This window comes from Kitasatospora sp. NPDC088548 (assembly GCF_044753005.1).
In the GTDB taxonomy this organism is placed as follows: domain Bacteria; phylum Actinomycetota; class Actinomycetes; order Streptomycetales; family Streptomycetaceae; genus Kitasatospora.
This window is the reverse complement of record NZ_JBIVMI010000006.1, coordinates 99150-122507: the sequence shown is the minus strand read 5'-3', so window position 1 is coordinate 122507 and position 23358 is coordinate 99150. Positions and strand designations below refer to the sequence as shown.

Annotated in this window: 24 protein-coding genes; 5 read left to right on the top strand and 19 right to left on the bottom strand. The window is 72.5% G+C overall.

Features of this window, described 5'->3' with window-relative positions; all coding sequences use genetic code 11:
* Positions 1-120 precede the first annotated feature (120 nt).
* The 3 genes from ACIP82_RS10890 to murQ all read left to right on the top strand — a co-directional run bounded on the left by ACIP82_RS10890 (position 121) and on the right by murQ (position 2657).
* Positions 121-765: a TetR/AcrR family transcriptional regulator gene (locus ACIP82_RS10890; protein ID WP_363613006.1), complete on the top strand. Its 645-nt coding sequence runs from the start codon at positions 121-123 to the stop codon at positions 763-765.
* Between the two features lie 112 nt (positions 766-877).
* On the top strand, positions 878-1558 hold the full coding sequence (locus tag ACIP82_RS10885) for a DUF6445 family protein (protein WP_363613008.1): 681 nt from the start codon (positions 878-880) through the stop codon (positions 1556-1558).
* Between the two features lie 163 nt (positions 1559-1721).
* The gene (murQ, locus tag ACIP82_RS10880; protein ID WP_400652892.1) at positions 1722-2657 is read left to right on the top strand and encodes an N-acetylmuramic acid 6-phosphate etherase; all 936 of its coding nucleotides are present in this window, start codon (positions 1722-1724) and stop codon (positions 2655-2657) included.
* A 65-nt stretch (positions 2658-2722) separates the two neighbouring features.
* Here murQ and ACIP82_RS10875 read toward each other — a convergent pair whose 3' ends face one another.
* Positions 2723-3202, bottom strand: a complete 480-nt coding sequence (locus tag ACIP82_RS10875) for a TetR/AcrR family transcriptional regulator C-terminal domain-containing protein (protein ID WP_400652891.1) — start codon at positions 3200-3202, stop codon at positions 2723-2725.
* 30 nt (positions 3203-3232) lie between these two features.
* Between ACIP82_RS10875 and ACIP82_RS10870 the strand changes: the two genes are divergently transcribed.
* The gene (locus ACIP82_RS10870) at positions 3233-3529 is read left to right on the top strand and encodes a hypothetical protein (protein ID WP_400652889.1); all 297 of its coding nucleotides are present in this window, start codon (positions 3233-3235) and stop codon (positions 3527-3529) included.
* A gap of 96 nt (positions 3530-3625) precedes the next feature.
* Here ACIP82_RS10870 and ACIP82_RS10865 read toward each other — a convergent pair whose 3' ends face one another.
* From ACIP82_RS10865 to ACIP82_RS10780, 18 genes are all read right to left on the bottom strand, one after another.
* The gene (locus ACIP82_RS10865) at positions 3626-4258 is read right to left on the bottom strand and encodes an NAD(P)-dependent oxidoreductase (protein ID WP_400653048.1); all 633 of its coding nucleotides are present in this window, start codon (positions 4256-4258) and stop codon (positions 3626-3628) included.
* 266 nt (positions 4259-4524) lie between these two features.
* Entirely contained in the window at positions 4525-5181 is a 657-nt protein-coding gene (locus ACIP82_RS10860) for a transglycosylase family protein (RefSeq protein WP_400652887.1), read from the bottom strand.
* A 741-nt stretch (positions 5182-5922) separates the two neighbouring features.
* On the bottom strand, positions 5923-7020 hold the full coding sequence (gene hypE / locus ACIP82_RS10855; protein ID WP_400653047.1) for a hydrogenase expression/formation protein HypE: 1098 nt from the start codon (positions 7018-7020) through the stop codon (positions 5923-5925).
* An 82-nt stretch (positions 7021-7102) separates the two neighbouring features.
* Positions 7103-8227 carry a hydrogenase formation protein HypD gene (gene hypD, locus ACIP82_RS10850; RefSeq protein WP_400652885.1) on the bottom strand — a complete coding sequence of 375 codons (1125 nt, stop codon included), beginning with the start codon at positions 8225-8227 and terminating at the stop codon, positions 7103-7105.
* Positions 8224-8550, bottom strand: a complete 327-nt coding sequence (locus ACIP82_RS10845; RefSeq protein WP_400652883.1) for a HypC/HybG/HupF family hydrogenase formation chaperone — start codon at positions 8548-8550, stop codon at positions 8224-8226. The genes hypD and ACIP82_RS10845 overlap by 4 nt, the downstream gene beginning before the upstream one ends.
* Positions 8551-8564: 14 nt before the next feature.
* A complete protein-coding gene (gene hypF, locus ACIP82_RS10840) occupies positions 8565-10883 on the bottom strand; it encodes a carbamoyltransferase HypF (protein WP_400653045.1) in 2319 nt (772 codons plus the stop codon).
* Between the two features lie 2 nt (positions 10884-10885).
* Positions 10886-11701 (bottom strand): hydrogenase nickel incorporation protein HypB, encoded by an 816-nt coding sequence (hypB, locus tag ACIP82_RS10835; RefSeq protein ID WP_400652881.1) that lies wholly within the window; start codon positions 11699-11701, stop codon positions 10886-10888.
* Positions 11702-11706: 5 nt separating this feature from the next.
* Positions 11707-12087 (bottom strand): hydrogenase maturation nickel metallochaperone HypA, encoded by a 381-nt coding sequence (hypA, locus tag ACIP82_RS10830; RefSeq protein ID WP_363613679.1) that lies wholly within the window; start codon positions 12085-12087, stop codon positions 11707-11709.
* A 123-nt stretch (positions 12088-12210) separates the two neighbouring features.
* Positions 12211-12315 carry a DUF6893 family small protein gene (locus ACIP82_RS10825; RefSeq protein WP_400652878.1) on the bottom strand — a complete coding sequence of 35 codons (105 nt, stop codon included), beginning with the start codon at positions 12313-12315 and terminating at the stop codon, positions 12211-12213.
* Complete coding sequence (locus ACIP82_RS10820) at positions 12309-12845, bottom strand: hydrogenase maturation protease (protein WP_400652877.1); 537 nt, start codon at positions 12843-12845, stop codon at positions 12309-12311. Before ACIP82_RS10820 ends, ACIP82_RS10825 begins: the two co-directional genes overlap by 7 nt.
* A complete protein-coding gene (locus ACIP82_RS10815) occupies positions 12842-14218 on the bottom strand; it encodes a hypothetical protein (RefSeq protein ID WP_400652875.1) in 1377 nt (458 codons plus the stop codon). The genes ACIP82_RS10820 and ACIP82_RS10815 overlap by 4 nt, the downstream gene beginning before the upstream one ends.
* Positions 14215-14859: a DUF6084 family protein gene (locus tag ACIP82_RS10810; RefSeq protein ID WP_363613673.1), complete on the bottom strand. Its 645-nt coding sequence runs from the start codon at positions 14857-14859 to the stop codon at positions 14215-14217. The genes ACIP82_RS10815 and ACIP82_RS10810 overlap by 4 nt, the downstream gene beginning before the upstream one ends.
* Complete coding sequence (locus ACIP82_RS10805; RefSeq protein ID WP_400652874.1) at positions 14856-15506, bottom strand: DUF5947 family protein; 651 nt, start codon at positions 15504-15506, stop codon at positions 14856-14858. Before ACIP82_RS10805 ends, ACIP82_RS10810 begins: the two co-directional genes overlap by 4 nt.
* The gene (locus ACIP82_RS10800) at positions 15503-15994 is read right to left on the bottom strand and encodes a hypothetical protein (protein WP_400652872.1); all 492 of its coding nucleotides are present in this window, start codon (positions 15992-15994) and stop codon (positions 15503-15505) included. Before ACIP82_RS10800 ends, ACIP82_RS10805 begins: the two co-directional genes overlap by 4 nt.
* A complete protein-coding gene (locus ACIP82_RS10795; RefSeq protein ID WP_363613669.1) occupies positions 15994-17778 on the bottom strand; it encodes a nickel-dependent hydrogenase large subunit in 1785 nt (594 codons plus the stop codon). Before ACIP82_RS10795 ends, ACIP82_RS10800 begins: the two co-directional genes overlap by 1 nt.
* 72 nt (positions 17779-17850) lie before the next feature.
* Complete coding sequence (locus tag ACIP82_RS10790) at positions 17851-18906, bottom strand: hydrogenase expression protein HypE (protein WP_363613667.1); 1056 nt, start codon at positions 18904-18906, stop codon at positions 17851-17853.
* A gap of 399 nt (positions 18907-19305) precedes the next feature.
* Positions 19306-20748: a WGR domain-containing protein gene (locus tag ACIP82_RS10785; RefSeq protein ID WP_400652870.1), complete on the bottom strand. Its 1443-nt coding sequence runs from the start codon at positions 20746-20748 to the stop codon at positions 19306-19308.
* Between the two features lie 116 nt (positions 20749-20864).
* Positions 20865-21224, bottom strand: coding sequence for a hypothetical protein (locus ACIP82_RS10780; protein WP_363613663.1), 360 nt, complete (start codon positions 21222-21224; stop codon positions 20865-20867).
* A gap of 389 nt (positions 21225-21613) precedes the next feature.
* Here ACIP82_RS10780 and ACIP82_RS10775 point away from each other — a divergent pair, with 389 nt between their 5' ends.
* Positions 21614-23269: a cytochrome bc complex cytochrome b subunit gene (locus ACIP82_RS10775; RefSeq protein ID WP_400652868.1), complete on the top strand. Its 1656-nt coding sequence runs from the start codon at positions 21614-21616 to the stop codon at positions 23267-23269.
* Positions 23270-23358 lie beyond the last annotated feature (89 nt).

Here is a 23358-nt window from a genome sequence, read left to right as displayed (position 1 = left end):
GTGCTCCTTCTCTCAAAGGTGATGGCACGGCGAGACGTCATAGAACTTAGGTCCGGCCCACTCGTTGGGTCAAGCATAATTTCTGTGCTCGACCCAGACTCCTTGCGCTACGCTCACCCCATGACCGAGGACACCCCCAACCTGCGCGAGCTCAACAAGCGCCGCACGCGCGACGCGATCTCCCGGGCCGCGACCGGGCTCTTCATCGAGCGGGGCTTCGACCGGACGACGATCGCCGAAGTGGCGGCGGCCGCCGGGGTGGCCAAAATGACCGTCACCAACCACTTCCCACGCAAGGAGGACCTGCTCCTCGACCTGCACGAGGAGATGGCCGCCCGCCTCGCACGAACCGTCACCGAGCGCACACCGGGCGAGTCGGCGCTGGCCTCGCTGCGCCGCGAGTGCCTGGCCGCGATCGACCGGCACGACCCCGTCCTCGGCTTCTCCGGGCCGTCGTTCGCACGCACCATCACCGAGAGCCCCACCCTGCTCGCGCGGCTGCGCGAGATCCACGAGCAGAGCGAGGACGCCCTGGCCGCCGCCCTCGCCGCGGCCACCGACTCCCCACCCGCCGACTTCACCGCCCGTGTCGCCGCCGGCCTGCTCGCCGCCGTCCACCGGGCACTGTTCGCCGAGGTCTTCCGCCGCATCCTGGCCGGCGAGAAGCATGCCGCGGTGGCTGCCGCGGTCCGCCCGGCCGCCGTCCGCGCCTTCGACCAGCTGGAGAGCGCGCTCGGCCGGTACGCCATCAGACCTCCGGCCTGAAGCCGGCGAAACCCACACAGAGGCCGAAAGGCACCGGAGAGGAGCAGCAGTTGACGAAAGGTTGACCTGTTCACGGCAGAATGTTGGCGACCCCGCCCCCTATGGTCGGCCCATGCCCCAACAGCCCACCAGGCGAGTGGCCCTACCGGTCCTGCCCTATCGCAAACCCACCCCCGGCCGGGACTACTGGACCCTGGACGACGTCCTGCCCGACCCGGACGCCGTTCGGGAGCGCTGCCTCGCTCGCGGCGACTGGACCGAGGGCTACCCCTACCGTCCCGAGAGCTGGCCCGGGCTGCGCACCATGCCCGGTCTGGAGCCGGGCGAGCTGGCCCGTGTCGAGGCGCTGGTCCGCAAGGCCACCGGCGCGCCCCGGCTCTGGGTCCAGAGCGCCCCCGGTGGCGGCACCCTCAACCACAACTGCGTCCAACTCGTCGGCGCCGGCGAGTCGGAGTCCCGCCCGCACACCGACTCCCGCGTGCTGTGCCGCTACGCCGCCGTCCTCTATCTCAGCCCCGACGCCCCCAAGGAGGCCGGCACCAGTTTCTACCGTCAGCAGTTCCCCGGCGGCCGCCTCGGCGGAAACATCGTCAACCCTCCGCACAACAACCTGGTCGAGGCACTCGGCACCCGGCACGTCCCCGTCGATGCCTTCACCGAGGACGTCCGCGTCCCCAACCGTTTCAACCGCCTTCTCCTCTACCACGCCAACCTCATCCACAGCGCCACCACCTACTACGGCACCGCTCTGGAGGAACGGCGGATGACAGCGGTCTTCTTCTGGATGGCGTGACACTCGCCGGGAGCCACCGGGGACGCCGTCACTCCCGATTCCAAAGGCAGCCTCACGTCCAGCCTTCTACCGCCCCACCCACTTCTATAGCTGCGCGCGCCGGATGGCACACCCCTCGGCGACCACTCGGGTTGGCGGAGGACACACGGGGGAGGCTGCCTGCATGGATCCGGAACCCCTGCCCGAAGCGAAGCGAGAATGCCTACCGGTGACGGAGGCGGTGCGGCCGGAGTGGGCCGGGATCGATCTGATGGCCACGCTCGATCTCGTCCGGCTGATGAACAGCGAGGACCGCAGCGTGCCCGAGGCCGTGGCCGGACAGCTGGAGCAGATCGCGGCCGCGGTCGACGCCGTCGTCACCCGGATGACCCGGGGCGGACGACTCGTGTACGCGGGGGCGGGCACGGCAGGACGGATCGGCGTGCTGGACGCGAGTGAATGCCCGCCGACCTTCAACACCGCGCCCGGCCAGGTGGTCGGCCTGCTCGCCGGCGGCCCGCAGGCCCTGGTCTCCGCCGTCGAGGGCGCCGAGGACCGTCCGGAACTCGCCCTCGCCGACCTGGAAGAGCTCAAGCTGACGCCGGACGACACCGTGGTGGGCATCTCCGCATCAGGCCGTACGCCGTACGTGGTGGCGGCCGTCCGGCACGCCCGCACGACGGGGGCCCTGACACTCGGGCTGGCCTGCACCCGGGGGTCGGAACTGGTGGCCGCGGCCGCGCTGGGCATCGAAGTGGAGGTCGGGCCCGAGGTACTGGCGGGCTCGACCCGGCTGAAGGCGGGCACGGCGCAGAAGCTCGTGCTGAATCTGCTGTCCACGGCCGTCATGGTCCGCCTCGGCAAGACATACGGAAATCTGATGGTCGACCTCCGGGCGGGCAACGAGAAGTTGCGCGATCGGGCGGAGCGGATCGTCGCCCAGGCCACCGGCGCCGACGAGAAGACCGTCCGGCGTGCGCTGACCGCCACCGACGGCAGGGCGAAGGACGCAGTCCTGGTCGTCCTCGCCGACGTGGACGCACCGACCGCCGCCCGGTTGCTCGCCGCATCGGACGGACGACTGCGCGAGGCGCTCGCACTCAGCACCCGCAAGGCCTGACCCCGGACTGCCGCCACCCCCGAAACCCCCACCCCCTACCCCGAGGACCTCACTCCACAGGCCCCTCACTCCAGCGCGCCTTCAGCACGCCCCTCCTCCACCCGGAACCCCTCGATGAGGATGCGCAGCCCGTACTCGAAGTCGGCGTCATGGTCGGTCATCCGCAGGACGTCAGCCGCCTCCCGCAGCAGTGGCAGGTCACGCAGCGCCTCGTCCGGGAACGGCGGGCGGGCCCGCTCATCGGCGTCCTGCCGCCACGCCTGCTCCTCCGTGACCCAGCCCATGATGTACCGGTCGACTGCGAGCAGCAGCCGCAGCGCACTGCGCGGCCGCAGGCCCGCTCGACAGAGAGCACTCAACTGGGCTTCGACGGCCGGAAGTTCGTCCTCAGTAGGCAGAGTTCCGGCGTGCACCCGGGCGCCGTCGTGATAGGCGAGCAGGGCGCGGCGCTTGGCGCGCGCGTCCTGGGCGATCCAGTCCGGCCAGTTCTCCGGAGCCGGTCGGCGGTCGGGTGGCAGGGCCTCGGCCAGCATGGCTTCCGCCATCAGGTCGAGCAGTTCCCGCTTGTTCTTGAAGTGCCAGTACAGCGCCGGGGACTGGACACCGAACTGCGCGGCCGCGCGGCCGGGCTGGAGACGCTCATCGGATCCGCCGGGCCCGCCCTCGGGGACATCCGGGCCGGCGGCCTCGCCGCCCGCTACGGGATCCGGACCGCTCTCCGCTCCGGCGGCCTGGCCTGCGTCGCCTCCACCGGCGTCCTCACCGCCGCCCTGCCCGCCCTCTGGCGGTACGACCGTCGCACCGATCCACACACCTCGGCGGTCCGCGCCGCGCACGACCGCGCCGAAGCCACGGACGGCGCGGCACCGTAGCGAAGCGCAACGCCGGACGGCCGGTCCACCCGACCCCGCACCGGGACACGCTCGCCGTGCGATCACCATCCGGGACACGCCGGTGGACCGCAGGTGTCAGCCGGTCACCACAGGCACACCGTCCGGGCGGTCGGCGAGCAGGGCGGCGATGCGATCCGCACAACGGATCGCGGCCGTGGCCATGGCGCTCCTCCTGGTCATCCCGGCGACATGCGGGGTCAGCAGCGCGTTCGGCAGGCCGAAGAGCGGTGAGGCGAAGGCGGCGTGCTCGTGTTCGAAGGTGTCGACGGCCGCCGCCGCGAGCGGGTGCGCCGGATCGCTCAGCGCGTCGGCCAGCGCCTGCTCGTCGACGATCCCGCCCCGGGCGGTGTTCAGCAGGATCGACCCCGGCCGCATCAGTGCCAGCTCCGCCCGGCCGATCACCCGTAGTCGGTGGTCCAGCACGGGATCGGTCGCCGCCGCGAGGAAGGCCGCCCGCAGCGGCACGCCCGCGCGGGACTTGACCGCGTGGTAGCCACGTCCGTCCCGGGCGGTCTCGGCGATCAGCGCCGACTCGTCGAAGGCGTCGACGTCGGCGAAGTCCACCCGGCCCGACCAGGCGGCCCGCGCGCCGGCCCGGTCGGCCACCCGCCGGAGGTTCAGCGTGACGGCCAGCCCGTGGCCCAGCAGACGCTCCAGCTCCCGGTCGAGCAACTCGCCCGGAGCCGCGTCCAACAGCAGGACCCGCATCCGTTCCACCTGATCCCCTTCCCGGAACGGACCCTACTGCGCGCCAGGAACCGGCTGCGAGAACCCCCTGAACCCGGCGCCGCCCCTGCACCCGGTCTCGTCAACGACGAGCGGGGCGATGCCCGGACAGTGGCTGTCCGGGCATCGCCCCGCCCCGGCGCCCGCCTCCGACTCATGGGACGAGACCCGGCAGACGCCCCGTCAGATCGACCGGCGCGCCCGCCCAGGGCCCGCACCGCCTCGCCGCCGGAAGCCGACGCGGCGGCTCAGCCGGGAATTCGCAGCTGCTCACCGGGCTCGATCAGGTCCGGATCGGCACCGATGACCAGCCGGTTCAGCTCGTACAGCGCTGGCCAGCCACCCGGCAGGCCCAGCCGCTCGGCGATGGCTCCGAGCGTGTTGCCCTCACCGACCGTCCACACCTCCCCCGGTCCGGGCAAGGCACCGGTGGCGTCCCCGTCGGGGAGAGGAGCCTCCTCGACGGTCCCGCTCCGGTCGTGGACGGCATCGTCGACGGGCGGCGGCACGACCGGGCGGACCGGGGGCCGTGCGTGGTGGCGCGCGGCCGTGGCGCCGCAGACCGGCCACGGGGTCAGGCCCCGTCGCGCGGCCAGCCGTTGGGCGACGGCGATCTGTTCCTCGGGGGCGGCGAGGTCGGCCCGCGGTGCGTAGCCGAGGCCGCCGTTCTCCCGCCAGGTCGGCTGGTCGAACTGCAGTCCCCCGTAGTAACCGTTGCCGGTGTTGATGCGCCAGTTCCCCCCGCTCTCACACGCTGCCAGCCGGTGCCAGTCCACCGGGCCGCCCCCGTCGCCGCCGGCCGGCCCGCCCGGCGGCGCGGCCTGGGCCGCCGAGACGGGGAAGGCCGCGGCCAGGGTGCACAAGGCAACGGGGACGAGGCGGCGCAGACGAGTGTTGGAAGGCATGGGCGACTCTCAGGTTCGACGACATGACAAGCGCCGCCCGCGAGCGACGCCCCATTACCGACGCACACCGCTGTCGGCGCGTCGCCTTCGACGCCGCCGCAAGGTCACCCGCACAGCCGTCACGTACCACCCGACCGGCTCCGGCCGTCGACCGGCCGACGCGACCCGCTACCGGGGGGCGCTCCCACCGCGCCAAGTCATCCGGCGCGGGAGCCCTCGGCCCCTGTGGAACGGGCCGGTGCCGCAAAGAATCCCGCCTCCCCGCGGGCCGTCGTGCTCCGTGCGCCGGACGGGTTCTTCGCAGCGGACCTGTCCGGTCGGCCAGAGCGACTGAAGCGCCGTCGGACGCCGCCGACGAGGCCTCCGAAGCCGGATCCGCGCCGGGCTTCCCACCCCACCGTGTGACCGATCAGGACGGGTGATGCCGGTCCCGGTCAGGTGGCGGCGCCGACCGCGTCCAGGCCCTGAGCCACGTCCTGGAGCGCCGCCGCTCCCGCGGCACCGCCTGCTCGCGACCGGAACCGTCCGCCGCGTGCCCGCCTTGTCGCACGCCCCCGGCGCCAGGTCACGCCCCCAGACCGCCCCCTGACCCGCCCACCACAAAGCACCCCCGCGCCACCCGCCGAAGCGGCGCGCCGACGACCGCATCGGCACGCCGCCACCCGAAGCTCCCCAGGTTCCCGAAGCCCCCGGGCTCCCAGGTCTCCCAGGGTTCCCAGGGCTTCCGGAGCTCCCCGGGGCTCAGCAGATCCGCGGAAGCTGCTCCCCGAGCGGGAGGTCGACGACCCGGGTGCCCCCGAGGGCCGTCCGGGCCACGACCATCCCGGCGTGGTCGGGCACGCATTCACCGATCACCGCGGCCGCCGCGCCCAGCGGGTGCGCCCGCATGGCCGCGAGGACGGCGTCGGCGTGTGCGCGCGGCACGAAGGCGACGAGCTTGCCCTCGTTGGCGACGTACATCGGGTCGAGCCCGAGGATCGCGCAGGCGTTGGCCACCTGCGGGGGAACCGGGACGCAGCGTTCCCGCACCACCACCCCGACCCCGGCCGCGGTGGCGATCTCGTTGAGCGCGGCGGCGAGCCCACCCCGGGTGGGGTCACGCAGCACGTGGAGGTCGGGTGTGACGGCGAGCATCGTCTCGACCAGACCGCCCAGGGCGGCGCAGTCGCTGGTGACCTCGACCCCGAACTCCAGGCCCTCCCGGACGCTCATGATCGCCACGCCGTGCAGGCCGATCTCCCCGCTGACGATCACCACATCGCCCGGCACGGCCCGTTGGGGCCGGATGTCGACCCCGGCCGGGATCAGGCCGATTCCGGCGGTGTTGAGGTAGATGCCGTCGCCCCGGCCAGCCTCCACCACCTTGGTGTCGCCCGTCACCACCTCGACCCCGGCGGCCCTGGCGGCCGCGCCGAGGGCTTCGGCGACCCGCCCGACCACACTCATCTCGACGCCTTCCTCCAGGATGAACCCGCAGGAGAGGTACGCCGCCCGGGCCCCGCTCATGGCGAGGTCGTTCACCGTCCCGTTGACGGCGAGGTCCCCGATGCTGCCGCCGGGGAAGAACAGCGGCCGTACCACGAACGAGTCGGTGGAGAAGGCGAGTTTGGCCCCGCCGAGGGTGAGGACGGCGGAGTCGCCGAGGGCCGCGAGCGTCCGGCTTCCGAAGGCGGGCGCGAACACGTTCTCGACCAGTTCCGCCGAGAGCGCACCGCCGCCGCCGTGGCCCATCACCACCCTCGGGTGGTCCCGCAAGGGCACCGGACAGGTCCACCCGGCGAAGTCCGGCGCGGCATCCGCCCCGGCGCCGTCCGAATCGACGACAGCCGTGCGCGTGATGGCACCGCCGCCCGGCGAGGTGCCGCCGTCCAGCCCTCCGTCGGGGCCCGGACCAAGGTCAAGGTCGATGTCAAGGTCGGTGTCAGGCAACGGGACTCGCCTCCCGGGCGCCGGCCGGCGTGCCGAGCCGGCGGTAGAGGTAGTACGCGGCGCAGGCCCCCTCGCTGGAGACCATGGTGGCGCCGAGCGGCGTACGCGGCGTGCAGGTCGTGCCGAAGGCCTCGCACTCGTTCGGCCTGAGCAACCCCTGCAGCACCTCGCCGCTGCGGCACTGCGCAGGCTCGCAGGTGGTGATCCCCGAAACGTCGAAGCGGTACTCGGCGTCGTACTCGCGGTAGCGCGACGAGAGCCGCCAGCCGCTCTGCGGGATGACGCCGATACCGCGCCACGCACGGTCGGTGACCTCGAAGACGTCCGCGAGCATCGCGCGGGCCGCCGGATTTCCCTCGGCGCGGACGGCCCGGGGGTAGGCGTTGTCGACGGTGTGCTCACCGCGTTCCAACTGCCGCACCGTGCGCCGGATCCCCTCCAGGATGTCGAGCGGCTCGAAGCCCGTCACCACGATCGGCACCCGGTGGCGGGCGGCCAGCGCGGGGTACTCGTCGGTGCCCATCACGCTGCAGACGTGGCCCGCGGCGAGGAAGCCCTGGACCCGGCAGTCCGGCGAAGCCATGATGGCGTCGATCGCGGGCGGCACCCGGACGTGCGAGACCAGCATGGAGAAGTTCCGCAGCCCCTGCCGCCGGGCCTGGTAGACGGCCATGGCGTTGGGCGGGGCGGTGGTTTCGAAGCCGATGCCGAAGAACACCACCTGACGGTCCGGGTTCTCCCGGGCGATCCGCAGCGCGTCGAGCGGCGAGTACACGATGCGGACGTCGCCGCCCTCGCTCCGGACCCGGAACAGGTCACGGTCGGTGCCCGGCACCCGCAGCATGTCCCCGAAGGAGCAGAAGACGACCTCGGGCCGGGCGGCGATCTCCAGTGCCTTGTCGATCACCTCCAGCGGTGTGACGCAGACCGGGCACCCCGGCCCATGGATCAACTCCACTCCTTCTGGAAGAAGTTGGTCGATGCCGTGCCGGATGATGGTGTGCGTCTGACCGCCGCAGACCTCCATCAGCGCCCACGGCCTGGTGACCGCCGCTCTGATGTCGTCGAGCAGGCCCCTGGCCAGCTCCGGGTTCTGGAACTCCTCCAGGTACTTCACCGCCACTCCTCCTTCGTCTCGGACCGGGACGGCCCGGCCGCGTCGAACGCCCCGGGCGCACCACCAGCCGCCTCCCACGGGTCACCGAACTCCTCCTGCAACAGGCCGAGTTCGGTGAAAAGGTCGAGCGTCCTTCGGGCCGACTCCTCATCCAGCCGCTGCAGCGCGAACCCGACGTGGACGATGGCGTACTCGCCCACCTCAAGGTCCGGCAGGTACTCCAGGCACACCTCCTTGACCACGCCGCCGAAGTCCACCACGGCCATCCGGGTACCGTCCCGCTCCTCGATCTCCATCACCCTGCCGGGTACCGCCAGACACATGGGCTTCCTCCGTCTCAGGTGGTGACTCTCGCCGCCACCAGCAGCTGGCCCAGGGCCAGTCCTCCGTCGTTCGGCGGCACCCTGCGGTGCCGCAGCACGCTGAACCCGTCATCGCGCAGGCCCCGGGCGCAGGCCGAGGCGAGCACCGCGTTGGCGAACACCCCGCCGGTCAGTACCACCAGCCCGATCCCGTACCGGTCCCGCGCCTCGCCGCACCAGCTCCGGACGAGCTCCGCGACCGCGTCGTGGAACCGGGCCGCGATCAGTCCGGTCGGCGCGCCCGCGCACAGGTCGTCCACCACGCCGGCCAGCACCGGGGCCGGGTCCGCGCGCGACGGTTCCTCCCCCGGCGTCACCGCGAAGCGGTAGCCGCCTCCCCGCACCGGGCCGTACGCGACGGCCGCCGCCTCCAGCTCGATCGCCGCCTGCGCCTCGTACCCGGCCCGGTGACAGACGCCGGCCAGCGAGGAGACGGCGTCGAAGAGACGGCCCATGCTGGAGGTCGGCACACAGTTCAGTCCGCACTCCAGCTGCTTTTCCAGTACGACCAGTTCGTCGGCCGGGCAGGTGCGCACGCACGGCAGTTCCGGCGTCCAGGGCAGTGCGGCCCGGCGCAGCCAGGCCAGCGCCATCCGGTAGGGGCGCGTCACCGCCGCGTCACCGCCGGGGAGTTGGGCGTAGCCGAGGTGTCCGAACCGTTCGAAGCCGTCGTAGTCGGCCACCAACGCCTCACCGCCCCAGATCGCCCCGTCGTCCCCGTATCCGGTGCCGTCGAACGCGATGCCGATGACGGGCCGGGAACCGTCCAGTCCGTGTTCGGCCATCGCGGCCGCCACATGCGCGTGATGGTGCTGCACCCTCGCCACCGGCCTGGTCCCGGCGCCGCGCAAGGCCCGCTGGACCGAGCGGTAGCCGGGGTGGCGGTCCGCGACCAGCAGCTCCGGCGTGACGGCGGTCAGCCCGCTCAGCTGCCCGACGGCCCGGTCGAAGGCCCGCAGGGTGCCGAGGTCGTCCATGTCCCCGACATGGCCGGAGAGCCAGGCGTAGCCGCCCTCGGCGACGGCGAACACGTTCTTCAGGTCGCCCCCGACCGCGAGCGACGGACGGACCGGGACGGGCAGCGGAACCGGCAGCGGGGCGATGCCCCGTGAGCGGCGCAGCGGCAGCTGCTGCCCGTCGACGATCCGCAGGACGGAATCCTCCACCGGCACCTGGATGGGCCGGTCGTGGGTCAGCCAGCCGTCCACGAGCGGCGCGAGCCGCTCAAGGGCCTCACGGTCGCCGGTCACGATGGGCTCGCCGGAGCTGTTGGCGCTGGTCATCACCAGCAGCCGGGGCCCGGCCGGATCGCCGGGCAGACCGAGCAGCAGGTGGTGCAACGGAGTGTAGGGCAGCAGGACACCGAGGTCGGGGCTGCCCGGGGCGATTTTCTCCACCATCTCGGCGACGGCTCCGCTCCGGCGCCGCAGCAGGACGATCGGCCGGACGGCCGAGGTGAGCAACTCCCGTTCTTCCTGGTCGAGATGGACCATCCCGTCCAGGTCGTCCGGTTCGCCGGCCATCACCGCGAAGGGCTTGTCGCCGCGGTTCTTGCGGCGGCGCAGCCGGGCGACCGACCCGGCGTTCCGCGCGTCGCAGGCCAGATGGTAGCCGCCGAGCCCCTTGACGGCGAGGATCGCTCCCGCCGCGAGCAGTTCCCTGGCCCGGACCAGTGCCTCCTCCCGGGCGAGGTCGGCCCGGCCGGGCAGCACCAGGGCCAGCCGCGGACCGCAGGCGTGGCAGGCGATCGGCTGGGCGTGAAAGCGCCGGTCGGCCGGGTCGGCGTACTCGCGGGCGCAGTCGGGGCACATCGGGAACCCGACCATGGTGGTGGCGGCCCGGTCGTACGGCAGCCCGGTCACGATGGTGAAGCGCGGCCCGCAGTTGGTGCAGGTGATGAACGGGTGCCGATGGCGGCGGTTGGCCGGGTCGCCCAGCTCTGCCAGACAGTCCGCGCAGGTGGCGACGTCGGGCGGGACGAACGTGCGACCTCGCCCGGCACTGCGCGACGGGGAGATGGTGAACCCCTCCGCGCCCGAGGCGGGGACGGTCTCGTGGTGTACCGACACCACCTCGGCCAGCGGCGGCGCCTCGCTCGCCACCCGGTGGCAGAAAGCCTCCAGGGCGGTCGGCAGCCCCTCGATCTCGGCGAGCACCCCGTCCTCGGTGTTGGTCACGTGCCCGGCGAGCCCGAGCCCGGTGGCCAGCGAGAAGACGAACGGCCGGAAGCCGACCCCTTGGACGACGCCACGCACCACGACCCGGCGCCGCTCGGACGCCTCCGGGTGACGCACCGTCAAAACTGCTCCCCCACCGGGTCGGACACCTGGATCGCCAGAAGCCCGCCGCCGTCCACGTGCTCGTGCGAGTGTGAATGCCCACCCCCGGGCCCGTGCGAGTGCCCGTGCGAGTGCCCGTGAGCCGACGCCTGAGCCATCACCGGCCGGTGCACCTCGGCGCCGTCCAGCACGGCCAGCGCCCGGTCCAGCAGCGCGCCGACGCCCGCGCCGGTCCTGGCCGAGGTGAACACCACCTCCACCCCGGGGTTGACCTGCCGCACGTTGGCCAGGAAGGCGTCCTGGTCGAACTCCACCGCCTCGGCGATGTCCGTCTTGGTGACCACCACCAGGTTGGCGAGCCCGAACGCCGTCGGGTACTTCAGCGGCTTGTCCTCCCCCTCGGTGACGGAGGCCAGTACGACGCGCAGCGTCTCTCCGAGGTCGTACGAGGCCGGGCAGACCAGGTTGCCGACGTTCTCCACGAACAGCAGGCGGGTCTGATCGGGCAGCCAGCCGGCGAGGTGGCTCCGGAGCATCGCCGACTCCAGGTGGCAGAGTCCGTCGGTCAGGACCTGTTTGACGGGGACCCCGGAACGGGCCAGCCGGACGGCGTCGTTCTCGGTGGCGAGGTCGGCGGTGAGGGCTGCCACCGGTACGCCCCGCTCGCGGGCGAGTGTGAGCTCCGCCTCCAGCAGGGCGGTCTTCCCGCTTCCGGGGCTGGAGAGCAGGTTGACGGCTGCGGCGCCCCGCGCCGTCAGTTCCGCCCGCAACTCGCGGGCGCCGTCGTCGTTCCGGGCGAGGATCGCCTGTCGGAGATCGGCCGTGCGGCACATCGGCTTCAGCCTTCCTGGTCGGCCGGGGCAGGGACCGGGGTGTCCGCCCAGTCGACCCCGAGAATCTGCAACTCGCGCCCCGCCAGAAGTTCCGTCCGCGCTCCGCCGCAGCGGGGGCAGCACAGGTCCGGCGGCATCCCGGTCAGCCATCGGGCATCGCAGCCCGCGCACCCCGCCCGTCCGGCGACGCTCTCGATGTGCAGCTCCGCCCCCTCCACCGGTGTTTCGGCGCAGGCGAGTTCGAAGCAGAAGCCGAGTGCCTCGGGTACCACGCCGGCCAGTTCGCCGATCTGGACCCGGACGGCCGCCACCCGGTGGGCTCCGTGGGCGCCGGCCGCTTCCGCCACCTGCTCCACGACGGCCATCGCGATCGACATCTCGTGCATCGGCCTCGTCCCTGCGGGTCCGGTGGGCAACGGCTCCCATTACAGGCCGCGGTGGCGGCGCCGGCCCGCAGCCGCGCCGCCACCGCCGGTGGGGCTACCCCTTTCGCAGCAGCGCCGGTTCGTTCACATCCGGCTGATCCGCAGATAGCGCTTCAGGTCGGGCAGGCTCTGCCAGACCGCGGCCGCGAGGACGGCCAGCACGGCCGCTCCGATCAGGTTCTTCAGCATGGTGAGACCTTTCTCTCCGCTTGACGGGTGTCCTCGCGGCCCTGTTCCGGCTCGGCGAGGACACGCAGGATCAGTTCGACGGCCCGGTCCACGGCGGCGGCGACGGGGGTGCTGAGACCGATGCCCTCCTCCAGCAGCCGCGGTTCGCAGCCGACCACGAGCACCCGGCCCGGAGGTGCGCCCCCGGTGCCCGCACTGAGGGTGCCGAGCAGGGCGAGAACGGCGTCCGGCCCCATCCGGTGCCCGTCCAGCAGGGCCGTGTCCGCCGGCTCCACCGGGCCGGTGTCCGCCTCGATCAGGTAGACGGTGCCGGGCGGACCACCACGGGCGGTGGCGTCCACCAGGACCAGCGTCCGGTAGCCGTCCAGGAGTTGGTAGGCGAGGTGGACACCGCGGACGCCGAAGTCCACCACCTCCACCCCTTCGGGCAGCGGCCGGGCACGCAGCCGGGCCACGGTCTCGACGCCGAAGCCGTCGTCGCCGAGGAAGATGTTGCCGACCCCGGCGACCAGGACCCGGTCCGCGCTCATGCTCCCTCCAGTGGCTCGACCTCGTCGGGCTGGAAGTACCGGAACCGGCCCTGGGCCCGCCACAGATCGGCGCCCGGGTCGCCCTCGACGGTGACGGCCAGGTGTACCGAGCCGTCGACGTCGTGCAGCACCGCCTCCACCAGCGCCGTCCGGCCGTGCAGGAAGAGGTCCTGGGCGTCGGTGCGGCGGCGGCCGGGCTTCAGCAGGACACGGCTGCCCGCACCGACCTGCCGGCCGTCGACCAGCACCTGGTCGTGGTCCGGGTCGACGGCCGGGTCGTTTCCCGGATCCCACCAGGGCCGGTCCGTGTCGGGGCCGGCCGGGGGCGCGGTGACCTCGCGCAGCGCCCGGACCGTGCCGTGCAGGCGTTCCAGCACCTCGGCGGGCATCGAGTCGGCGAGGTCGATCACGGCGCCCGCCCGGTCGTCGGTGCCCCGGGCCTCCCGCTTCTCCTGGTCGGTGAGGGCGGCCGTGCGCAGGGCGAGGATCTCGTCGATCTCGGTCGCGTCGTAGAGCACGCCCGGGCTCTCGGGTGCCACCTGGGGGTGGTCCTCCAGGATGATCGGCGACGAGAGCAGGATGTCGTCACGGCCCTCGCCGCCGACCAGGACCGGCCAGGTGTGCTCGTTGCGGCACTCGGCGACGGCCGCCCTGGCCCACTCGGGCGGGTCGGTGACGGAGAGGAAGGAACCGCGTTCGAGCCCGAGCAGCAGGTGTGCCGAGACCAGCGCGCGGGGCAGCGCGCCATCCCGGCCGGTGTCGTCGGGCGGCCGCCAGTCGGCCGTGTTCTCGACCACCGCCGTCAGCCGCACCGCCCGGTAGGGGCCGGGCACCTCCTGGGTGCTCAGCCGCAGGACGCCGTCGAGCTGTTCGCGGCGGCGCAGCAGCCGCCCGACCTGGCGGCCGTCCTCGCGGACCGCCTCCTCGTCCGCACCCGCGGGCAGCCGGAACGCCCGGACCACCTCGCCATCGGCCAACTCGTCGACCGGCAGGAGGAGTTCGATCCGCTCCTCGACGCCCTCGTCCCACGGCACCAGCACCCGGTCGGCCAGCGACAGCCGCTCCACCGTCTCGAACGACCCGTCGGCGGTGGTCTGTTGAACGGTACGGCGCTGGGCGCGCAGGAACCGCAGCTCGACCGCGAGGCGGTCGCCGCCGCGCGGCTCCATCAGGCACTCGGTGCGCTGGTACGAGTGTTCGGCCCGGTCCTTTCCGTACCCGGGCGGGACGAGCACGCCGAACTGCCAGCGCAACCGGTTCTTGGCCGACGACGCCCGGTACGGGTAGAGGACGTAGCCCTCCAGCAGGACCGCGTCGGCGATCTGCCGGGCGGCCGTGAAGCGGGCCGCCAGGCCCGGCGGAATGACCGTCACCGGACCGCCTCCTCGATCCGGGCCGCGGTCAGCAGCTCACGGACGGTCGCCTCCCAGGACGGCAGGGCACGCCGGGAGCGGTAGGCGAGCAGCGCATCGATCAGGTCGCCCGGCAGTCGCAGCCAGCCGCAGCCGGGGAAGTGCTGTTCGATCATGTCCCGCCAGACCGCGACCGGCAGCCGCACGGCGGCCTCCTGGTCCCAGGGCACCGGCAGGACCTGGAATCCGCCCGGGCCGGCGAAGGCCGTACCGGAGAAGAGCAGCAGCACGGGGATCTCCCCGTCGTCGAGCGCCCGCAGGTAGCGGGCGGCGGCGACGTCCAGGTCGTAGGTGCAGGGCACCGGCAGGTCGATCTCGGTGCTGCCGGTGAAGCCCGGGACCATCAGGGGGACGTGGGCGAACTGGACGGGGTGCATCGAGGTCGCCCAGCGCGAGCGCTCGCCGAACAGATCGGCCAGGCGCTCGCCCTCGGCCTCGCCGTAGCCGCGCCGGCCCGGTTCGATCCGCAGCTGGCAGCGCAGGGCGAGGGCGTGCACCCGAAGGCCCTCGGCCGCCGTGATCCGCAGCCGGAACACCAGAGTCGGCCCGGCCGCGTACGGGTCGGCCCGTACCCCGGTGCAGGTGAAACCGAGGTCGCTCACGCGGGCTCCTCCTCGGGCAGCGCCTTGGCGCGGCCGGTCACGCGCCGGAAGAAGGCGTCGAGGTCGGCGCGGGCCTCGGCCCCGCCGTCGAAGCCCTGCCAGCGCAGCCGCATCCGCCCGACCAGCTCGTAGCAGACGTCGATCGGCACCAGCAGGCACTGGATCCGTCCGCCGGTCCGGCGCAGCAGCAGCGCCTCGACGTCGGGCTCCAGCAGCCCGGCCAGGCGGGTGCCGGTCAGCGCCGCCCGGCAGGTCTCCTCGTCGAGTTCGCTCTCGGTCGCGCCGGCCGGGCTGGGGTAGAGCGCGACCAGGCGGTCCAGCACCGCGTTGCGGAACAGGAAGGCGGTGCTGACGGGGATCCGCAGGGTCACCCAGGCGGCCTCGTCCAGACCGGGGCCGGGGTCGGAGAGGTAGCGGTCCGGCACCGCGCGGTACCGGTCGCCGGCCGCGCCGGCCTGCCGGAACAGCATTCCGCAGGCGGTACAGGCGCAGGCCAGTGAGCGTTCCTCGGTGTCCACCAGGTGCTGGTGCCCGGACGGCAGGTGCAGGCCGCAGAAGGCGCAGCGCTCGGGCTGCGGGGGCGCCGGCTCACGCAGTCTGCGGAGCAGCGCCGTGCCGGGGCGGGCGGCCTGGCGGGTGGCGCTCACCGGGCCTCCGCCCCGACCGGCGGGCGGCCGCCGATCTGCAGCAGCTTGGGGGCACGGTCCAGTTCGACCGCCGTGACCTCGGGCACGTGGCATCCGAGCGCGCTCTCGATCGCCTCCCGCGCGGCCTGTTCGGTGCCGCCGCAGCCGCACCCGCCGTCGCCGTCCCGGCGCAGCCGGAGGGTGCCGGACCCGGCCTCGAAGCCGAGCAGCCGGACGGGGTGCTCCGGCACGGAGGCGAGCGCCCGCCCGATCCGCGCCTCCACGGACTCCGGGTGGAGGTCGTGCAGGACCAGCAGCCCGGCCGCCGCCGGATCGTCGAGGACCGCTTCCAGCGCGCCCGCCGGGAGCAGCGCGACGATCCGGGCGAGCCCTTCGCCGTAGAAGGCCATCAGCTCGCGGACCAGGTCCTCGGCCACGGCGGCCTCGCCCCGGCCCGCCAGCGTGTCCAGGGCCTCCTGGACCCGCTGTCCGGTCTGCTCCGCCGTCATCAGGCGAGCCCGCTGAGACCGGTGGGGACGTGCATCTTCTGCACCGTGCGGCCGCCTCCGACGTACATGTGCACGCCGCACGGCAGACACGGGTCGAAGCTGCGGACGGCGCGCATGATGTCGATGCCCTTGAAGTTCTCCGGGGAGTTCTCCTCGAAGATCGGTGTGTTCTGCACCGCGTCCTCGTACGGACCCGGGGTGCCGTAGCTGTCGCGGACGCTGGCGTTCCACGGGGTCGGCGGGTACGGGTGGTAGTTGGCGATCTTGCCGTCGCGGATCACCATGTGGTGCGAGAGCACACCGCGGACCGCCTCGGTGAAGCCGCAGCCGATGGACTCGTCCGGGACCTCGAACCGCTCCCAGGTCTGGCTGCGCCCGGCGCGCACCTCCGCCAGGCCCTGTTCGGCGAAGTGCAGGGCGGCGGCGGCCGCGTAGGCCTGGAAGTAGGTGCGGGCCCGGTTGCGCTCGATGGCGTTGGACCACTGCGGGATCTTCCACTCGAAGGTGACCTCGGGCTTGGTCATCGAGCGGGGCAGGTTGATCTTGACGCTGTGGCCGGTGGCCTTGATGTAGCCGATGTCGACGAGGCCGGAGAGCGCCGTGGACCAGAGCCGGGCGATCGGGCCGCCGCCGGTGTCCAGGGCGAGGTGGTCCTTGCCGTCGAACCAGCGCGGCGACATCACCCAGCTGTACTTGCCGTCGAAGTCGCGCTTCTGCGGGGCGGGGATGGTGTGCTGGTTCCACGGGTGCCGGGGGTCGACCGGGTTGCCGAGCGGGTCGTGGGTGACGAACAGCTCCTGCCCCTGCCAGTCCTGGTAGTACGAGCTGCCGAGCAGGATCCGGATGCCGAGGTTGATCTCGGTGAGGTCGTTGGTGACCAGCTTGCCGTCCACCACCACGCCGGGGGTGACGAACATCTTGCGGCCCCAGTCCGTCATGTTGCGGTAGGTGAAGTCGCAGTGCTCGGGGTCGTTGAGGCTGCCCCAGCAGCCGAGCAGGACGCGCCGCCGGCCGACCTCCTCGTAGCCGGGCAGGGCCTCGTAGAAGAAGTCGAAGAGGTCGTCGTGGAGCGGGACGACCTTCTTCATGAACTCGACGTACCGCATCAGCCGGGTCAGGTAGTCGGTGAACAGCTGCACGCTGGCCACCGTGCCGACGCCGCCGGGGTACAGCGTGGAGGGGTGCACATGGCGGCCCTCCATCAGGCAGAACATCTCGCGGGTGTAGCGGCTGACCTGGAGCGCCTCGCGGTAGAAGTCGCCCTCGATCGGGTTGAGCGAGCGCATGATGTCGGCGATGGTCCGGTAGCCGTGGTCGCCCGCGTGCGGCGCCTCGGTGCGTTCGGCGAGCTCCAGCACGCCGGGGTTGGTCTCGCGGACCATCTTCTCGCAGTAGTCCACCCCGACCAGGTTCTCCTGGAAGATGTTGTGGTCGAACATGTACTCGGCAGCCTCGCCGAGGTTGATGATCCACTCCCCCAGGTGCGGCGGCTTCACCCCGTACGCCATGTTCTGCGTGTAGACCGAACAGGTGGCGTGGTTGTCACCGCAGATGCCGCAGATGCGGCTGGTGATGAAGTGCGCGTCGCGCGGGTCCTTGCCGCGCATGAAGACGCTGTAGCCGCGGAACACGGACGAGGTGCTGTAGCACTCGGCGACCCGCTTCTGCTTGAAGTCGATCTTCGTGTGGATGCCGAGGCTCCCCACGATCCGGGTGATCGGATCCCAGGACATCTCCACCAGGCCGCTGCCGTCGCCGGCCGCCTTCGTCGTCGGTGTCGCCATCGTGTCTGTCGTGCCCTTCTGCGTAGGGGAGGTCAGCGAAGGCGGGCCGCGCCCTCGGCGCGGCCCGCCGGGTCACCACGGGGCCCGGTAGCCGGTCGTCAGCCGGCGGCCGGAGTGGCGCCACTTGGGTTCCTTGTCGAGCGTGTTCGCCGTGATCGAGCGCAGCCGCCGGATCACCGCGCCGTACGCGGAGCTGGCGTTGCTCGACACGTGGGAGCCGGGCGGCGGGTCCATGAACGGCATGAACTTGTCCGGGAAGCCCGGCATCGTGCAGGCGATACAGATGCCGCCCACGTTGGGACAGCCGCCGACGCCGTTGATCCAGCCCCGTTTGGGAACGTTGCACTTGACCACCGGACCCCAGCAGCCGAGCCGGACCAGGCACTCGGGCGCGCCGTACTCGGTGGCGAACTGGCCCTGCTCGTAGTAGCCGCCGCGGTCGCAGCCCTCGTGCACGGTGGCGCCGAAGAGCCAGGTCGGGCGCAGCTTGTCGTCCAGCGGGATCATCGGCGCCGAGCCCGCCAGCTGGTAGAGCAGGTAGGTCAGGGTCTCGGCGAAGTTGTCGGGCTGGATGGGGCAGCCCGGCACACAGACGATGGGCAGGCCAGCCTTGGACTTCCAGTCCCAGCCCAGGTAGTCGGGCACGCCCATCGCGCCGGTGGGGTTGCCGGCCATGGCGTGGATGCCGCCGTAGGTCGCACAGGTGCCGATGGCGACGACCGCCGTGGCCTTCGGGGCGAGCCGGTCCAGCCATTCGCTGGTGGTGATCGGCTGGCCGGTCTCCGGGTCGTCGCCGAAGCCGCACCAGTACCCCTCCGGCTTGATCGTCTCGTTGGGGATGGACCCCTCGATGACCAGCACGAACGGGTCGAGTTCACCGCGGTCGGCCTTGAAGAACCACTCGACGAAGTTGTCCGCGCCCTGCACCGGGCCGCACTCGAAGTCGATCAGCGGCCAGTGCACGGCGATCTTCGGCAGACCGGGCAGGGCTCCGGTGACGATCTCCTCGATGCTCGGCTGCATCGCGGCGGTCAGCGCGACCGAGTCGCCGTCGCAGCTGAGCCCCGCGTTGATCCAGAGAATGTGCACCACGTCGGTCTCGGTGGCGCTCGTTGTCGCAGCACCCATGAGGATGCCTCCTCGTAAACGGGATGAGCGGCACAAATGCCACCCACGAGAGTCATAACAGCCCTGCGGCGGCTCCGCCGTTCCGCAGGGCCGACCCGGTCGCCCCGAAGGCGGCAGACCGGGGCGGCCGTTCGGGTCGACCTCCGGGGCCCTCGCCCGGCCACACCCCCGGGAGACGCCGAACGGACGCTGTCGCCCGGCCGGTCCCTTCCCCGGCCGGGCGACAGCGTCCGTTCGGTGGAAAACCGACGGCGGGGCCGCCGCCCGGCTCCCTCCACCCGGGCGGCGGCCCGTACGGCACGGGCTGCGATCCCGTGGTGCCCGTGGTGCCCGCCGCGCCGGCGCGCACCCCGCTGATCGGTTCGCCGCGGCGACCGTGACTCCACGCGGTCCCGGCGGCTACAGAAGCCGCTTGATGTCGCCGCGGACGCGGTAGAAGCCGCCGCCGCCCGACGCCAGCACCTCCGCGACCAGGTAGCGGGCCCCCGCCACCCGGATGTCCTTCGGGAACTGCACCCGCCGGCTCGCGTCGAACCCCGGCGACACCACCCGGACGCGCAGCCGGCCGCCCTCCTGCACGCACTCCACCTCGATCCCGGTCGCGGAGCCGGCCGTGACGACCTCCACCTCGGCGCCGGGTGTCACGGCCGCCCAGGACGAGCCGTTGACCTCCGCCGCCAGCGGTACCCGGCCGTCCTCCGCCGCCCGGACCGCCTGCTCGGAGGCGTCCAGGCAGGCCAGCGAGCCATCGGTGGTGACGATGTACAGCCGCTCGTCGCGGTACTGCATGCTGTAGGCCGAGCCGCAGCCCGTTCCCAGCTTCCAGAGGCGGGTGCCGTCCGCCGCGAAGCAGTACACCGAGGAGTGGTTGTCCCCGGCGAACACGAACCGGCCGTCGGGCGAGGCGGCGCAGGAGAACACGGCGGCGTCGCAGCGGTAGCGGGCCGACTCGGAGCCGTCCGCCTTGTTCAGCCGGTGCACCCAGCCGCGCGAGGTGCCGGCGAAGACCTCGTCGCGCTCCTGCCAGCCGAACAGCACCCCGCCCTCCGTCGCGGTGTGCCAGAGCGGCTCGCCGCCGCGCGCGGCGTAGCGCGCGACCCCCCGCGAGTGCCCGTGGTAGACGCCGTCGGCGTCGCAGCGCACCATCCAGCCGGCCTGGCCGTCGGCCTTGCGGCGCCACTGGAACTCGTCCTCGTGGTCGACCGTGGTGATCCCGCCGCGCGCGTCGGCCACACCGAGCACGCCGTCGTGGATGTCCAGCCAGTAGATGTCGACGTCCTCGGCGATCTCGTAGGCCACCCGGGGCACCTTTCCGCCCAGGTCGTAGACCTTGCCGTCGTCGCAGCCCGCGTAGATCCACCAGTCGTCGGCGACGATGCACTTCACGCCGTCCGGAAGCCCGTAACGGCCGGTGACCTGGCCGTCGTGGGTCAGCGTGAAGACGTCGCCGCGCTCGTTGCCGACCCAGGCGTGCTCCTCGCCGACGAAGATCCCGAACGCCGCCGCGCCCGAGCGGAACCGCCAGAGCACCGGCGCCTGACGGGCCGTGGAGCCACTGCTGACGATCGCCCGCCGGGTGACCGCCCGCCGCTGGCGCACGCCGCGCACGGCCGGGGCGTAGCCCTTGCGAACCTTTTCCCCGAGCTTCTTCGCGGCCGCGGCGGCCGCCTTCTCCGCCGTCGGGTAGGAGGTCGTCTTCGTCTGCCCGGACTCCCCTATCCGCCCGTAGGTGACGGTCACGGCCGCACCGGCCGTCCGCACCTCGTAGAACTTGTGCGCGCCACCCGAGTCCTCGGACAGTTCCAGGTAGGTGACCTGCTCTTCGACGAAGGCAGCTGGCATGGCGAAGGCCCCTTCCGGGCGGCGGCGAAGCGGTGGAGGTGATCGCGGCGGGCGGTGCCCGCCGACAGTCCCTCAATCTAGGCGCCGCCACTGACACCCCGGCAGCCGGCCGGGCCTCAGCCCCACCACTGCTCGGGCCCGGAGGCGGTCTCCCCCTGCGGGTCCGCCGGCTCGGCGGCGGCCCGTTCCGGGCCGGCCGTCACCAGCACCGCGTCGCCGCCGGCGTCCGCCACCCGGTAGCCGGACTCCCGCAGCACCGCGGCGACGGCCCCGCTGACGGCCGCTCGGATGCCCTCGGCGGGCAGCCTCGCCGGAGGGTCCTCCCCGGCGGCGGGCTCCTCCCGGGAGGGCCAGCCGACGACCACGCCCTGCGGCCAGTGGCCGACCCTCAGGCCGGAAGGCCCCCGCGCGGTGTCGAACCCGGCTCCGGCCAGGGTCGCGGTCACGTCCTCGAAGAGTTCACGGTGATCCACCATTGGCGCAGCGTAGGCCGGGGACGTCGGCGGCCCGGCGCACGGCGCGCGCCGAAACGGTTCACCACCCCGCCAACAGCACTCGGGCGCACCACTTCCGGCCCTGCGGGCGGGCGTTCACCGGCCGTTCCCTCCCCGTCGGCGCGCCCGTTCCGCCCCGACACGACCGGCCGGACGCGCCGATGGACGTGCACAGTCGGCCCCCTGCCGACAGCATGGCAGAGTAAGCGATCCATCACTTTGAGCAACGGGGCCAGCGGGTCGGCGGACCCGCGTGCCGGCGAACCCGGCGAACCCGTATCGAGAGGTCCCATGATCACATCACTTGGCCGGCCGGCAGCTCCGCAGGTGGGCTTGCCGGGCGACACGCAGCGGACGCCGGGGAGCCCGTCGTGAGAACCGACCAGCAGTCGCGCCCGGGACCGGTCACCAGCACACGCGCGGCACCCGCGAACAAGGCCGAGGCCCTCGCCGACTGGACCGACGGACGGCTGGGCATCTACACCCTGTCCAGGTCCAACCTGCGCAAGATCTTCCCGGACCACTGGTCCTTCATGCTGGGCGAGATCTGCCTGTACACCTTCGTCATCATCATCCTGACGGGCGTCTGGCTGACCTTCTTCTTCAAGCCCAGCATGGCCGAGACCATCTACGACGGGTCGTACATCCCGCTCAGGGGCATCCAGATGTCCGAGGCGTACGCCTCGACGATCGACATCAGCTTCGAGGTCCGCGGCGGTCTGCTGATGCGGCAGATCCACCACTGGGCCGCGATCGTGTTCGTCGCCGGCATGTTCGTGCACATGATGCGCGTCTTCTTCACCGGCGCGTTCCGCAAGCCCCGCGAGATCAACTGGATCTTCGGCGCACTGCTGCTCATCCTCGGCATGTTCGACGGCTTCATGGGCTACTCGCTGCCCGACGACCTGCTCTCCGGCACCGGCATCCGGTTCATGGAGGGCGCGGTGCTGGCGGTGCCGCTGGTCGGCACCTACCTTCAGATGTTCATGTTCGGCGGGCAGTTCCCGGGTACGGACATCGTGCCGCGACTGTTCACCGTGCACATCCTGCTGATCCCCGGGATCATGCTGGGCCTGCTGGCAGCCCATCTGATGCTCGTCTTCTATCACAAGCACACCCAGTTCGCCGGACCCGGCCGCACCCAGGAGAACGTGGTCGGCATGCCGCTGATGCCGGTCTACATGGCCAAGGCCGGCGGCTTCTTCTTCCTGGTCTTCGGCGTCGTCTCCGCGATGGCGGCGATCGCCACCGTCAACCCGATCTGGGCGTACGGCCCGTACCGGCCGGACCAGGTCTCCACCGACGCCCAGCCGGACTGGTACATGGGCTTCTCCGAGGGCCTGGTCCGGATCATGCCGGGCTGGGAGATCGGCGTCTGGGGCGGCCACACCCTGAACATGGGGGTACTCGTCCCGCTGCTGGTCTTCCCGACCGTCCTGCTCGTCATCTGGAGCTACCCGTTCCTGGAGGCCTGGGTCACCGGCGACAAGCGTGAGCACCACATCGCCGACCGGCCGCGCAACGCGCCCGTCCGAACGGGCTTCGGCGCGGCCTGGATCAGCCTCTACCTGGTCCTCCTGGCCGGTGGTGGCAACGACCTGCTCGCCACCCACTTCCACCTGTCGATCAACGCGATCACCAACGCCGTGCGGATCGGCTTCTTCGTGGCACCGGTGGTGGTGTTCGTGATCACCAAACGCTGGTGCCTCGGCCTCCAGCGCCGGGACAAGGAGAAGGTGCTGCACGGCCGGGAGAGCGGCGTCATCAAGCGACTGCCGCACGGCGAGTACGTCGAGGTGCACACCCCGCTCCCGCCGGGCCGGCTGTACACCCTCACCGCGCACGACCAGCCGGAGCCCGTCGACCTGCCGGCCGAGGTGGACGAGAACGGGGTGGTCCGCAAGGTCGGCCTGCTCGCGCGCACCCGGGCGAAGCTCTCGCGCGGCTTCTACGGCAAGGGCAGCCAGATCCCCAAGCCCACCGCCGAGGAGCACCAGGAGATCAGCAGCGGCCACGGCCACCACTGATCGCCGTCGGCCCCCGGGGCCGGGGGGGGGGGCCCGGGGGGCCCCCCCCCCCCCGCGGGGGGGGGGGGGCCCGCCCCGCCGCCGCCGGG